The organism is Micromonospora sp. U21 (assembly GCF_018070045.1).
Classification (GTDB): domain Bacteria; phylum Actinomycetota; class Actinomycetes; order Mycobacteriales; family Micromonosporaceae; genus Micromonospora.
This window is the reverse complement of sequence record NZ_JAGPYK010000004.1, coordinates 75,677-88,362: the sequence shown is the minus strand read 5'-3', so window position 1 is coordinate 88,362 and position 12,686 is coordinate 75,677. Positions and strand designations below refer to the sequence as shown.

Below are 12,686 nucleotides of genomic sequence, written 5' to 3'. Positions count from 1 at the left end.
CCGTCACGCTGTGCCACGGCGTACCTCGACGCCACACGGGAGGAGAACGATGACTGACGGGCAGCCAAGCCCCACCAGCGACGGTCAGATCCAGGTGTCCGGTCTGACGAAGCAGTACAAGAACGTCCGGGCGGTGAACAACCTGTCCTTCACCGTGGCGCCGGGGCGGGTGACCGGCTTCCTCGGCCCGAACGGCGCCGGCAAGACCACCACGCTGCGCATGCTGCTGAACCTGGTCACGCCGACCGCCGGCACGGCCACCATCAGCGGCCACCGGTACGCCGATCTCTCGGACCCGCTGCGGCACGTCGGCGCGATCCTGGAGGCGTCCAGCGCGCACAAGGGCCGCACCGGCATCAACCACCTGCGGGTGATCTGCGCGGCGGCCGGGCTGCCCAAGCAGCGGGCCGACGAGGCGCTGGCCCTGGTCGGGTTGACCCCGGCGGCGAAGCGCAAGTTCAAGGGCTACTCGCTGGGCATGAAGCAGCGGCTCGGCATCGCCGCCGCGATGCTCGGCGACCCCCGGGTACTGATCCTGGACGAGCCGGCCAACGGGCTCGACCCGGAGGGCATCCGGTGGATGCGGGGGTTCCTCAAGAACCTCGCCCACGAGGGCCGCACCGTGCTGGTCTCCAGCCACCTGCTGTCGGAGATGCAGCTGCTCGCCGACGACGTGGTGATCATCGCGGCCGGGCAGCTGGTCCGCCAGGGGCCGGTCGACCAGGTCCTCGGGTCGATGGCGCAGAGCGCCCGGGTCCGGGTCCGTACCCCGCACGTCGAGGCGCTGACCGCCGCGCTGAAGGCGCAGTCGGCCACCGTCGACACCGACGAGCAGGGCGTCCTCCTGGTCGGCGGCGTGGACGCCCCGACGATCGGCCGGGCTGCCCTGGCCGCCGGGGTCGAGCTGCACGAACTGACCACCGAACGGCCCGACCTGGAACGGGTCTTCCTGGAGCTGACGGCCGGAAAGGCGGGCATCCGATGAACCTGGTCCGAGCCGAACTGCTCAAGATCCGTACCACCAACACCTGGTGGATCTTCGCGCTCATCAGCCTGCCGCTGTGGGCGCTCACCCTGCTCATCAACTGGTTGCAGGCCGACGCCCTGACGAGCGGGAACCTCGGCGACGTGCCAGCCGACCAGGTCGACACCCTGGCGGCCGCGGCCAGCCCGGACGCGCTCTCGTCGAACCTGTTCACCACCGGGCAGTTCTTCGGCCTGCTGATCGTGATGCTGCTCGGCATCATCGTGGTGACCAGCGAGTTCTTCCATCAGACGGTGACCACCACGTTCCTCACCACGCCGCACCGCACCGCCGTGATGAGCGCCAAGCTGGCCGCGGCGAGTGTGTTGGCGCTGCTGTTCTGGCTGTTCACCACCGCGCTCAACCTGATCGCCGGCGCGGCGGTGCTGAACGCGGTCGGAGTGGGCTCACAGCTGGGCAACGACGCGGCCTGGCGAGCGATCGGGTTGAACCTGCTCGCATACCTGCTCTGGGGGGTGTTCGGCGTCGGCATCGGGGTACTGATCCGCAGCCAGATCGGCGCGACCGTGACCGGCATCCTGCTCTACCTGGGTGGCTCGATCGGCGCCATCGTGGTGATCAGCATCCTGGCCGCCCGCTGGGGCGACTGGATCAACAACCTGCAACTGCTGGTGCCGTCGCTCGCCTCGTCGCTGATGGTCACCGGGGCGGACATCCCCGGCAACCCGCCGCGCTGGGCCGGCGCCGCCGTGCTGATCGGGTACGCGGTGATCACCGGCGTGGTCGGCACCCTGCTGATGCGCCGGCGCGACATCTCCTGACCGGACGGTCCCGGGGTGGCGGCGGCTCGGCCGCCACCCCGGGTGCCGCGTTCTCGCAATTCCCCGCTCTGGTCCCCGTGCCCGCTCAGCCGCCCGGGCAGCCCCGGCCGCCGCTGATCGGGACGCAGTATCCGACCGGCGGGTCCGGCTCATCGTCGGCCGGGGTGTGGCCGACCAGGGTGCTGGTCGCCATGCTGCCGGCGAGCGCCACCGCCAGGTAGAGCAGCGCCATCCCGCCGAGCGCCCAGCCGAAGTGCCGCCGCCAGCCCCGCTCCCCCGCCCACCCGGCGAGCAGCAGACCGGCCAGCGGCAGCACGGCGTTCAGCACGAGCCCGGCGGTCAGCAGGGCGTTGGTGGTCGCGCCGAACGCCCGCGCCGCGTCGTGCGTCGGTGTGTACGGCGTCGACGTCCGCCGGATCAGGCCCACCAGGAGCAGGAACGGCACCCCGTAGAGCCAGCCGAAGAAGAGCCCGCCCAGGCCGAGCCGCTTCATGAGCGGCCCAGGTAGATGGCGGCCACGACGGCGCAGACCGGCGCGGTGACCGCCACGGACACGGTGCCGGCCAGCACCACCGAGGAGACATGGCGGACGACCAGCGCGTTGACCACCGCCGTGACGATCAGCAACCCGACGAGCACCGGCCCACCCCAGACCAGCCCGGCCAGCGCCAGCGACTCCAGCGGAGAGAGACAACTGAACATCGCCGAACAGTCCTGGCGTGGTGCACTCGGCACGCTGGTCGTACCCACCACCACCGCCGCGATCGCCGTGGCGTACCAGCCGAACGCGACCGCCATGCTCCTGCCGTACCGCTCCCGTGCCCCCGTGCCATCCATGCGGCCGATCCTGTCGAGGAGTGGCCGGGCGGACATCCGTACCCGTACTCAATCGCCGGCGCTGGCCGCCCACGCCCTAGCAGCCACCGAACGGACCCGCAGCACTTGCTGAACTTCTGGCATCTTCTGTGAAACGGACCACGCGGCCGAGGCGGAAATGCCTGCGGGATCCGTACGGCGTAGCCTGGGAGCCGTCCTGTCCGTGCTCCGAACCGGGCGCGACGGACACCGCGTGACACACAAACCCGCGTGAAAGAGGCGATTACCGGCCGTGTCGACCCAGCAGACTTCGCAGGATAACCCACTGGCGGGTTTCGGCCCGAACGAGTGGATCGTCGAGGACATGTACCAGCGCTACCTCGCCGACCCAACGAGCGTCGATTCGGCCTGGCACGACTTCTTCGCCGACTACCGACCGGCGCCGGGCGCCGCCACCCCGCGGGGCGGTGAGTCGGCGGGCACGCCGGCCGCGGCGCCGGAGCCGGACGGCCAGCCCGAGGCGGCCGCCTCGGTCAGCCAGCCCAGCGCCGCGGCGAAGCCGGCGGCCAGCAAGCCGGCCGCCGCGCAGCCGGCACCGGCCAAGGCCGCCGCCGCAGCACCCGCCCCGGCGAAGGCCGCCGCCCCGGCGAAGGCGGCCCCGGCGAAGCCGGCCGCGAAGGCCGCCGCGCCGACCGCCGACGGCCCGCAGACCACGCCGTTGCGCGGGGTCGCCGCGAAGATCGTCCAGAACATGGACGCCTCGCTGAGCGTGCCCACCGCGACCAGCGTGCGCGCGGTCCCGGCCAAGCTGCTGGTGGACAACCGCATCGTGATCAACAACCACCTCGCCCGTGGGCGCGGTGGCAAGGTCAGCTTCACCCACCTGGTGGGTTACGCGATGGTCCGGGCGCTGGTCCAGCACCCGGAGATGAACAACTCCTTCGCCGAGGCCAACGGCAAGCCGGCGGTGGTCCGCCCCGCGCACGTCAACCTCGGCATCGCGATCGACCTGGCGAAGCCGGACGGCAGCCGCAACCTGGTGGTCCCCTCCATCAAGGGCTGCGAGCAGATGGACTTCCGGCAGTTCTGGCAGGCGTACGAGGACGTGGTCCGGCGGGCGCGGCGCAACGAGCTGACCATGGAGGACTACTCCGGCACCACAATCTCGCTGACCAACCCGGGCGGCATCGGCACCGTGCACTCGATGCCGCGCCTGATGCAGGGGCAGAGCGCGATCATCGGCGTCGGCGCGATGGAGTACCCGGCGCCGTACCAGGGCATGTCCGAGGCCACCCTCGCCGAGCTGGCGGTCAGCAAGATCATCACGCTGACCAGCACGTACGACCACCGGATCATCCAGGGCGCGCAGTCCGGCGAGTTCCTCAAGGTGATGCACGAGCTGATCCTGGGCGAGCACGGCTTCTACGACGAGATCTTCACCGCGCTGCGCATCCCGTACGAGCCGGTGCGCTGGATGCGCGATGTCGCGGTCAACTCCGAGGGTCAGATCAACAAGACCGCGCGGGTGCACGAGCTGATCCACGCCTACCGGGTGCGCGGGCACCTGATGGCCGACACCGACCCGCTCGAGTTCAAGATCCGCAAGCACCCGGATCTCGACGTGCTCCAGCACGGGCTGACCCTGTGGGACCTCGACCGCGAGTTCCCGGTGAACGGCTTCGCCGGCCGGCAGCGGATGAAGCTGCGCGAGATCCTCGGCGTGCTGCGCGACTCGTACTGCCGCCGGGTCGGCATCGAGTACATGCACATCCAGGACCCGGAGGAGCGGCGCTGGATCCAGGAGCGGATCGAGCGCAAGTACGAGAAGCCCTCCCCGGACGAGCAGAAGCACGTGCTCAACCGGCTCAACGCCGCCGAGGCGTTCGAGACCTTCCTGCAGACCAAGTACGTCGGCCAGAAGCGCTTCTCGCTGGAGGGCGGCGAGTCGCTGATCCCGCTGCTCGGCGAGGTGCTGGAGTCCTCCGCCGAGAACGGGCTGGACGAGGTCGTCATCGGCATGGCGCACCGTGGTCGACTCAACGTGCTGGCCAACATCGTCGGCAAGCCGTACGAGAAGATCTTCTCGGAGTTCGAGGGACACCTGGACCCGCGCTCGACGCAGGGCTCCGGCGACGTGAAGTACCACCTGGGCCAGAACGGCAAGTTCACCACCCCCGACGGCGAGCACGCGGTCAAGGTGTCCGTGGTGGCCAACCCGTCGCACCTGGAGGCCGTCGACCCGGTGCTCGAGGGCATCGTCCGGGCCAAGCAGGACCGGATCGACCTCAAGCTGGAGGGCTACACCGTGCTGCCGCTGGCGGTGCACGGTGACGCCGCGTTCGCCGGGCAGGGCGTGGTCGCCGAGACGCTCAACCTGTCGCAGCTGCGCGGCTACCGCACCGGCGGCACCGTGCACGTGGTGGTCAACAACCAGGTCGGCTTCACCACCGCCCCGGAGTACAGCCGGTCCAGCCTCTACAGCACCGACGTGGCCCGGATGATCCAGGCGCCGATCTTCCACGTCAACGGCGACGACCCGGAGGCCGTGGTCCGGGTGGCCCGGCTGGCCTTCGAGTACCGGCAGACGTTCAACAAGGACGTCGTGATCGACATGGTCTGCTACCGCCGGCGCGGGCACAACGAGGGCGACGACCCGTCGATGTCCAACCCGCAGATGTACAAGATCATTGACTCCAAGCGCTCGGTCCGCAAGCTCTACACCGAGGAGCTGATCGGTCGCGGCGACATCACCGTGGAGGACGCGGAGGAGCTGCTGCGCGACTACCAGTCGCAGCTGGAGCGGGTCTTCAAGGCCACCCGGGACGCCGCCTCGGCGCCGCGCCAGCTCAACCGGCCGCGCCGTGAGGAGGAGCCGGAGCCGCAGGTCGACACCGCCACCGACGCGGCCGTGGTGAAGGCGATCGGCGAGGCGCACGTCAACCTGCCGGAGGGCTTCACCCCGCACAAGCGGATCCAGCAGCTGCTCGACCGGCGGGCCAAGATGTCCGTCGAGGGCAACATCGACTGGGGCTTCGGCGAGATCATCGCGCTGGGGGCGCTGCTGCACGACGGGGTCACCGTCCGGCTCGCCGGTCAGGATTCGCGCCGCGGCACGTTCGTCCAGCGGCACGCCTCCGTGGTCGACGCCCGCACCGGCGACGACTACCTGCCGCTGAAGTCGCTCACCGGCGACGGTGAGCGTTCCCGGTTCTTCGTGCACGACTCGCTGCTCAGCGAGTACGCCGCGATGGGCTTCGAGTACGGCTACTCGGTGGAGAACATCAACGCGCTGGTCGCCTGGGAGGCGCAGTTCGGCGACTTCGTCAACGGCGCCCAGTCGGTGATCGACGAGTTCATCTCCTCCGGCGAGGTGAAGTGGGGTCAGCGCTCGGCGGTCACCCTGCTGCTGCCGCACGGCCACGAGGGTCAGGGCCCGGACCACACCTCCGGCCGCCCCGAGCGGTTCCTGCAGATGTGTGCCGAGGACAACATGCGGGTCTCCATCCCGACCACCCCGGCGAACTACTTTCACCTGCTGCGCCGCCAGGCCCTGTCGCCGAAGCGCAAGCCGCTGGTGGTCTTCACGCCGAAGTCGCTGCTGCGGCACAAGCTCTGCGTCTCGTCGGTGGAGGACTTCACCACCGGCACCTTCCAGCCGGTGCTGCGCGACACGGCCGCCCCGGCGGCGGAGGCGGTGAAGCGGGTGCTGCTCTGCTCCGGCAAGATCTACTACGACCTGTTCCAGGCCCGGCAGGAGCGCGGCGTCACCGACACCGCGATCATCCGGATCGAGCAGCTGTACCCGCTGCCGGTGGAGGAGATCCGGGCCGCCCTGGCGCAGTACCCGAACGCGGAGGACTTCGCCTGGGTGCAGGAGGAGCCGGCCAACCAGGGCGCCTGGTCGTTCGTCGCGCTCAACCTCCTGGAGCACCTCACGGACGTCCGGCTGCGGCGGATCTCCCGCCCGGCCGCGGCCGCCCCGGCGGTCGGCTCGGCCAAGACGCACGAGGTCGAGCAGAACGCCCTGATCGAGGCGGCACTCCCCCGCCCCTAAGCTCCACCCATCCCTGCGACACCCCCGGTCCCGCCCGCTCCCCGCGGGCGGGACCGGCGGCCTTCCCGCCCGCGCATCAGAGACGCATCAGAGACGCATCATTGAGGAGCGAGGACGTTCCGATGTACTTCACCGACCGTGGTATAGAGGAGTTGGTCGAGCGCCGGGGCGACGAGCAGGTGACCCTGGAGTGGCTCGGGGAACGCCTGCGCGACTTTGTGGACCTCAACCCCGACTTCGAGACCCCCATCGAGCGCCTGGCCACCTACCTGGCCCGCCTCGACGACCCCGACGACGAGTAACGCCCTCACCCCACCCCAGGTTGATCATGATTATTGCGCGTGTCGTCGGCGTGTCGCGGCAACAACTTCATGATCAACGAAGAGGGCGGGGAAAGCCCTCGGGGGTGAGGGTCGGAGGGCCTGGGTCGGAGGGTGCGCGATCTTCTAGGGTGGGGACGTGGCCCGGAGTGTGTATCTGACGAGTGTGGGATCGGGCGGGGGTAAGTCGACCGTCGCCCTCGGGCTGGCCGAGTTACTGTCCCGCCAGGTCGGGCGGATCGGCGTGTTCCGGCCACTGGTCGCCGACGCCGGCCCGGACCCGATCCTCGCCCTGCTCAGCGAGCGTTACCGGGTCGAGCAGCCGCTGGCCGAGCTGGCGGGGATGAGCTACGCCGAGGCCACCGCCCTGGTCGCCGACGGTCGGCGGGAGGAGCTGATCTCCGCCGTCGTCGAGCGCTACCGGGCGGTGGAGCGGCAGTGCCCGGCGGTGGTCGTGGTGGGCAGCGACTTCGACGACCCGGGCGACCCGGCCCGCCCCCGGGAGCTGGCCTTCAACGCCCGGCTGGCCACCGAGTTCGGCAGCGTGGTGGTGCCGGTGGTGGACGGCTTCGGGCAGGAGCCGGCGGCCGTCGCGGCCGCCGTGCGGGGGGCGTACCACGATCTGGCCGACCTGGGCGCGACCGTGCTCGCGGTGATCGCCAACCGGGTGCCCGGGCCGATGGCCCTGCCCGAGCTGCCGGTGCCGGCGTACGCCATCCCGGAGGTTCCGAGCGTGTCGGCGCCGACGGTGGCCGAGGTGGCCGCGGCGCTCGGCGCCACCCTGCTTGCCGGGGACGACGCCGCGCTCGGGCGGGACGTGCTGGACTTCGTCGTCGGCGCCGCACACGTGCCCACGCTGCTGGACCACCTCACCGAGGGCGCCCTGGTGATCACCCCCGGGGACCGCGCCGACCTGCTCGTCGCCGCCAGCGCCGCGCACGTGGCCGGGCAGGTGTCGGTGGCGGGGCTGGTGCTCACCCTCGGCGAGCAGCCCGACCCTCGCGTGATGCGGCTGGTGGAGGGGCTGAACACCGGGTTGGCGGTGCTTTCCGTGCACAGTGACAGCTACGACACGGTGGCCGCGTCCAGCCGGATCGAGGGGCGGCCCAGCGCGGCCAACCCGCGCAAGGTGGAGGCCGCGCTCGGCGCGTTCGAGCGCTGCGTGGACACCGACGACCTGGCCCGCCGGCTGCGCGTCAGCCGGTCGACCCGGGTCACCCCCCTGATGTTCGAGAACGAACTGATCGACCGGGCCCGGTCGCAGCGCCGCCACCTGGTGCTGCCGGAGGGCGCCGACGAGCGGATCCTGCGCGCGGCGGAGATCCTGCTCCGTCGGGGGGTGGTCGAGCTGACCCTGCTCGGCCGGCCGGACGACATCGCCCGGCGTACCCGTGAGCTGGGCGTCGACCTCGGCGACGCGCACGTGGTCGACCCGGTCACCAGCGGGTGGCGGGACGACTTCGCGGCCGAGTACGCCCAACTGCGCGCCCACCGGGGCGTCACCGCCGAGTTGGCGCACGACATCGTCGCCCAACCCAACTACTTCGGCACCCTGATGGTGGCCACCGGGCGGGCCGACGGCATGGTCTCCGGCGCGACGCACACCACCGCCGCCACCATCCGGCCGGCGTTCGAGATCATCCGAACCCTGCCGGAGGTCTCGGTGGCCTCCAGCGTCTTCTTCATGCTGCTCGCCGACCGGGTGCTGGTCTACGGCGACTGCGCGGTCAACCGCGACCCGGACGCCGCCCAGCTCGCCGACATCGCGATCTCGTCGGCCGACACCGCAGCCCGGTTCGGCATCGAGCCCCGGGTGGCGATGCTGTCGTACTCCACCGGCAGCTCCGGGGCCGGCGCGGACGTGGAGAAGGTCGCCACGGCCACCGCGCTGGTCCGGGAACGCCGGCCAGACCTGCTGGTCGAGGGGCCGATCCAGTACGACGCGGCGATCGACCCGGCGGTGGCGGCGACCAAGCTGCCGGGCAGCCCGGTCGCCGGCCAGGCCACGGTCTTCATCTTTCCGGACCTGAACACGGGCAACAACACGTACAAGGCGGTGCAGCGCTCCGCCGGGGCGGTCGCCGTCGGCCCGGTGATGCAGGGCCTGCGCCGGCCGGTGAACGACCTGTCCCGGGGCGCTACCGTGCCGGACATCGTCAACACGGTGGCGATCACCGCCATCCAGGCGGCCACCGGGGAGGCCTCGTGAGTCGGGTGCTGGTGCTCAACTGTGGGTCGTCATCGGTCAAGTGGCGCCGCTACGACGGTGACCGGGTGCTCGACCAGGGCACCGTCGAGCGGGTCGGTGAACCTGGTGGCGGCCCGGCGGACCATACCAGCGCCGTCCGGCAGATCCTGGCCGGGCAGGACCTGAGCGTGCTGGCGGCGGTCGGGCACCGGGTGGTGCACGGCGGCCGGACGTTCACTGAGCCGGTCGTGGTCGACGACGCGGTGCTGGCCGCGATCCGGGACCTGGTGCCGCTCGCCCCGCTGCACAACCCGGCCAACCTGGCCGGCATCGAGGTGGCCCGGGAGATGCTCCCGGACGTTCCGCAGGTCGCCGTCTTCGACACCGCGTTCCACCACACCCTGCCCGAGGCCGCCGCCACCTACGCGATCGACCGGGACACCGCCGATCGGTACGCGATCCGCCGGTACGGATTCCACGGCACCTCACACGCGTACGTCTCCCGGCGCGCCGCCGAACTGCTGGGCCGCCCGTACGAGCAGCTCAACACCATCACCCTGCACCTCGGCAACGGGGCCAGCGCCTGCGCGGTGGCGGACGGCCGCAGCGTCGCCACCTCGATGGGCATGACCCCTCTGGAGGGGCTGGTGATGGGGACCCGCAGCGGCGACCTGGATCCGGCCGTGATCTTCCACCTGCGTCGGGAGGGTGGGCTGTCGGTGGACGAGATCGACGACCTGCTCAACCACCGCAGCGGCCTGCTCGGGTTGACCGGCGTCAACGACATGCGCGAGGTGCTCCAGCACCGGGCGGCCGGGGACCAGGCTGCGGAACTGGCCTTCGACGTGTACTGCCGGCGGATCACCGGCTATGTGGGCGCGTACTACGCGCTGCTCGGCCGGGTCGACGCGATCGCCTTCACCGCCGGGGTCGGCGAGCACGCGGCGCCGGTCCGGGCCGCCGCGCTGGCCGGGCTGGACCGGCTCGGCATCACCGTCGACCCGGCCCGCAACGCCGGTAAGGGTGACCGGGTGATCTCGCCCGAGGGCGCCGAGGTGACCGTCTGCGTCATTCGCACCGACGAGGAACGGGAGATCGCCCGGCAGGCCCGGGCCGTGGTCGAGGCCGGCTGACGGCACTCCGGCGGCCCGTCAACACGGGTACCTCGGCGCCGGTCAGCGCCCGGGCCGGCAGCCTCAGCGCAGCGCCAGCCAGGCGACGAGGGCCACCAGCAGCACGGCGACCACCGCCGCACCGATGATCAGCGGCGGGCGTGACGGGGACTCCGCCGGCGCGGTGGCCTCCGGCGTCTGGGTGAACGTGCGGAACGCCTCGGTGTTGCCGCTGGGGTCGGTGTAGTTCTCAGGCATGCCGGTGACCCTAGCGAAGCAGGTCGCGGCGCACCGCCCCCGCCCATCCGGCACGGCGGTGTCGACCCGGCCGGCGGAGCTGACCCGACCCGGCCGGCGGGTACAGCCGGGCCGGACGGCGGGGTCGCTGCCCACACCCGGGCACCTACCGTGGAACGATGGGGGCGGGGCGGCTGATCGCCGTACTGGTGACAGCGCTGCTGGCCGGTTGCGCGCCGGCCACCGCCGTGGCGGACGGGTCCACCGCCGTGGCGGACGGGCCGCCGTCGGCGCGCCGGGCGCCCGAGGGGTCGTACGTCGTCGGCGTGCGTACGCTCACCCTCGATTCCCGCTCGGCGCGCCCCCTGCCGGTGACCATCTGGTACCCGGCGTCGTCCGACGGGGTGGCCGCCGGGCGGTTCCCGGTGGTCATCTACAGCCACGGCCTGGACAGCCTGCCCGGGCTGCACGCCGGGCTGACCACCCGCTGGGCGGCGGCCGGCTTCGTGGTGGCCGCTCCCGCGTTCCCGCACACCCGGCGCGGTGCCGCCCGGTTCACCCGGGCCGACGTCCGCAACCAGCCGGCCGACTGCTGGCGGCTCATTCGGCACCTGAGCCGCCTCGACACCGACCCCGGTGATCCGCTCGCCGGCCACCTGGACCTGGCGTCGATCGCCGCCGCCGGCCACTCGGCCGGCGGCTTCACCACGGCCGGCATGTTCACCGAGGGGCACCCGGCCCGGCTGCGCGCCGGGATCGTGATCGCCGGGGGCGGACTGCCCGGCAGCTTCGCCGGACCGGCCGCGCCCGTGTTCTTCGTGCACGGCACGGCCGACCCGGTGGTGCCGGTCGCGGTCGGCCGGGCCGCGTACGGGCGCACCCCCGGGCCGGCCGCCTTTCTCAACCTGCTCGGCCAGGGCCACGGCGCGTACCTCACCCCGGGTCAACCGGGGTTCGCCCCGGTCCTCGCCACCACCACCGACTTTCTCCGCTGGACCCTCTACGACGACGGCGCAGCCGGCGCCCGCCTCCCCGCCGACGCCCGCACCCCCACCTTGACCCACTACGAGTCCCGCCCGGCCCGTTGACGCCCGCCGGCCCTGCAAGGTTGAGCGCTGGGTCACCGCGCGGCCACGCCACGCCAAACCCGGCCAGGCGGGTCAGCCCGGCAAGGCACAATTGGATTCATGTCCCGTCGCGTCACCCCCGCGCTGCTGGCCAGCGCCCTGCTCACGGCCGGCCTGGTCGGCTGCTCCGCGGACGCACGCAAGGTCCAGAGCGCGCCAGCGCCGGTCGAGCCCTCCTCCATCGCCTCGGCGACTCCGCGGGTACCCGCCGGGACCGCGCCACAGCGAGCCTTCGCCGTCGGCGTACGCCAGCTCAAGCTGAACCGGGACGGCCGGGCGCTGCCGGTGACGCTCTGGTATCCGGCGGCCGGGGAGACCGGCGGCGCGGCCAGGCGGTCGGCGGCGGCCGCGGAGGGCCGGTTCCCCGTGGTGATGTTCAGTCACGGCCTGGGCGGGCGGCCGGACGACTACGCCACGCTGCTGACCCGGTGGGCGGCGGCGGGCTTCGTGGTGGCGGCGCCAGCCTTCCCGCACACCGCCCGGGGCGGCGACGGCAACATCCTCGACGTTCTCAACCAGCCGGCCGACGTCTCGTACGCGCTGTCACAGGTGCTGGCGCTCGACGACAAGGCCGCCGATCCGCTGCGCGGCCGGCTGGACGCCGACCGGGTGGCCGCCGCCGGGCACTCGGCCGGCGGGGTGACCACCATCGGTCTCTTCACCGCCAGCCGGGACGAACGGCTGGACGCCGGTGTGGTGTTCGCCGGCACGGCGCTCGGCGTGGGTACGGCGTTCGCCGGCGCGGCCGCGCCCCAGCTGTTCGTGCACGGCGAGCTGGACGAGGTGGTCGACTACGCGGCAGGCCGGGCCGCGTACGACAAGGTGCCGTGGCCGAAGGCGATGCTGAGCCTGCCGAAGGGGGACCACGGGCGGGCCCTGCTCAACGACGGTGCGGCGCTGCGGGTGGTCTCGGACACCTCCGTCGAGTTCCTCCGCTGGACGCTCTACGGCGACCCGGCGGCCAAGGGCCGCATCTCCACCGACGCCACGCGCGGCGACATCGCCACCTTCGACGATCACCTCTGA

General features: G+C 72.1%; 11 protein-coding genes. 8 read left to right on the top strand and 3 right to left on the bottom strand.

The features are described 5' to 3' along the window. The first annotated feature begins 49 nt into the window (after positions 1 to 49). Positions 50 to 985 (top strand): ABC transporter ATP-binding protein, encoded by a 936-nt coding sequence (locus KBX63_RS06790; protein ID WP_210909494.1) that lies wholly within the window; start codon positions 50 to 52, stop codon positions 983 to 985. Beyond that, positions 982 to 1,806: an ABC transporter permease gene (locus tag KBX63_RS06785; protein WP_210909491.1), complete on the top strand. Its 825-nt coding sequence runs from the start codon at positions 982 to 984 to the stop codon at positions 1,804 to 1,806. Before KBX63_RS06790 ends, KBX63_RS06785 begins: the two co-directional genes overlap by 4 nt. Positions 1,807 to 1,891: 85 nt before the next feature. Here the strand turns inward: KBX63_RS06785 and KBX63_RS06780 are convergent, their stop codons facing one another. Both KBX63_RS06780 and KBX63_RS06775 read right to left on the bottom strand, forming a co-directional pair. Beyond that, a complete protein-coding gene (locus KBX63_RS06780) occupies positions 1,892 to 2,299 on the bottom strand; it encodes a hypothetical protein (RefSeq protein WP_210909489.1) in 408 nt (135 codons plus the stop codon). Next, entirely contained in the window at positions 2,296 to 2,643 is a 348-nt protein-coding gene (locus tag KBX63_RS06775; RefSeq protein ID WP_210909487.1) for a hypothetical protein, read from the bottom strand. The genes KBX63_RS06780 and KBX63_RS06775 overlap by 4 nt, the downstream gene beginning before the upstream one ends. Before the next feature lie 271 nt (positions 2,644 to 2,914). On the opposite strand from KBX63_RS06775, the gene KBX63_RS06770 reads away from it, so the two are divergent. From KBX63_RS06770 to KBX63_RS06755, 4 genes are all read left to right on the top strand, one after another. Further along, entirely contained in the window at positions 2,915 to 6,676 is a 3,762-nt protein-coding gene (locus tag KBX63_RS06770; RefSeq protein WP_210909477.1) for a multifunctional oxoglutarate decarboxylase/oxoglutarate dehydrogenase thiamine pyrophosphate-binding subunit/dihydrolipoyllysine-residue succinyltransferase subunit, read from the top strand. A gap of 122 nt (positions 6,677 to 6,798) precedes the next feature. After that, a complete protein-coding gene (locus tag KBX63_RS06765; RefSeq protein WP_074314166.1) occupies positions 6,799 to 6,978 on the top strand; it encodes a DUF6104 family protein in 180 nt (59 codons plus the stop codon). A 157-nt stretch (positions 6,979 to 7,135) separates the two neighbouring features. Next, positions 7,136 to 9,205 carry a phosphate acetyltransferase gene (gene pta / locus KBX63_RS06760; protein ID WP_210909474.1) on the top strand — a complete coding sequence of 690 codons (2,070 nt, stop codon included), beginning with the start codon at positions 7,136 to 7,138 and terminating at the stop codon, positions 9,203 to 9,205. Next, the gene (locus KBX63_RS06755; protein WP_210909471.1) at positions 9,202 to 10,317 is read left to right on the top strand and encodes an acetate/propionate family kinase; all 1,116 of its coding nucleotides are present in this window, start codon (positions 9,202 to 9,204) and stop codon (positions 10,315 to 10,317) included. Before pta ends, KBX63_RS06755 begins: the two co-directional genes overlap by 4 nt. Positions 10,318 to 10,380: 63 nt before the next feature. Here the strand turns inward: KBX63_RS06755 and KBX63_RS06750 are convergent, their stop codons facing one another. After that, the gene (locus tag KBX63_RS06750; RefSeq protein WP_210909468.1) at positions 10,381 to 10,554 is read right to left on the bottom strand and encodes a hypothetical protein; all 174 of its coding nucleotides are present in this window, start codon (positions 10,552 to 10,554) and stop codon (positions 10,381 to 10,383) included. 158 nt (positions 10,555 to 10,712) lie between these two features. Between KBX63_RS06750 and KBX63_RS06745 the strand changes: the two genes are divergently transcribed. After that, the gene (locus KBX63_RS06745; RefSeq protein WP_210909466.1) at positions 10,713 to 11,621 is read left to right on the top strand and encodes an alpha/beta hydrolase; all 909 of its coding nucleotides are present in this window, start codon (positions 10,713 to 10,715) and stop codon (positions 11,619 to 11,621) included. Between the two features lie 99 nt (positions 11,622 to 11,720). After that, the gene (locus KBX63_RS06740) at positions 11,721 to 12,686 is read left to right on the top strand and encodes a dienelactone hydrolase family protein (protein ID WP_210909463.1); all 966 of its coding nucleotides are present in this window, start codon (positions 11,721 to 11,723) and stop codon (positions 12,684 to 12,686) included.

Coding starts and splice junctions, on each gene's coding strand:
- KBX63_RS06790 (WP_210909494.1), top strand. CDS start 50: ATGACTGACGGGCAGCCAAGCCCCACCAGCGACGGTCAGATCCAGGTG.
- KBX63_RS06785 (WP_210909491.1), top strand. CDS start 982: ATGAACCTGGTCCGAGCCGAACTGCTCAAGATCCGTACCACCAACACC.
- KBX63_RS06780 (WP_210909489.1), bottom strand. CDS start 2,299: ATGAAGCGGCTCGGCCTGGGCGGGCTCTTCTTCGGCTGGCTCTACGGG.
- KBX63_RS06775 (WP_210909487.1), bottom strand. CDS start 2,643: ATGGATGGCACGGGGGCACGGGAGCGGTACGGCAGGAGCATGGCGGTC.
- KBX63_RS06765 (WP_074314166.1), top strand. CDS start 6,799: ATGTACTTCACCGACCGTGGTATAGAGGAGTTGGTCGAGCGCCGGGGC.
- KBX63_RS06750 (WP_210909468.1), bottom strand. CDS start 10,554: ATGCCTGAGAACTACACCGACCCCAGCGGCAACACCGAGGCGTTCCGC.
- KBX63_RS06745 (WP_210909466.1), top strand. CDS start 10,713: ATGGGGGCGGGGCGGCTGATCGCCGTACTGGTGACAGCGCTGCTGGCC.
- KBX63_RS06740 (WP_210909463.1), top strand. CDS start 11,721: ATGTCCCGTCGCGTCACCCCCGCGCTGCTGGCCAGCGCCCTGCTCACG.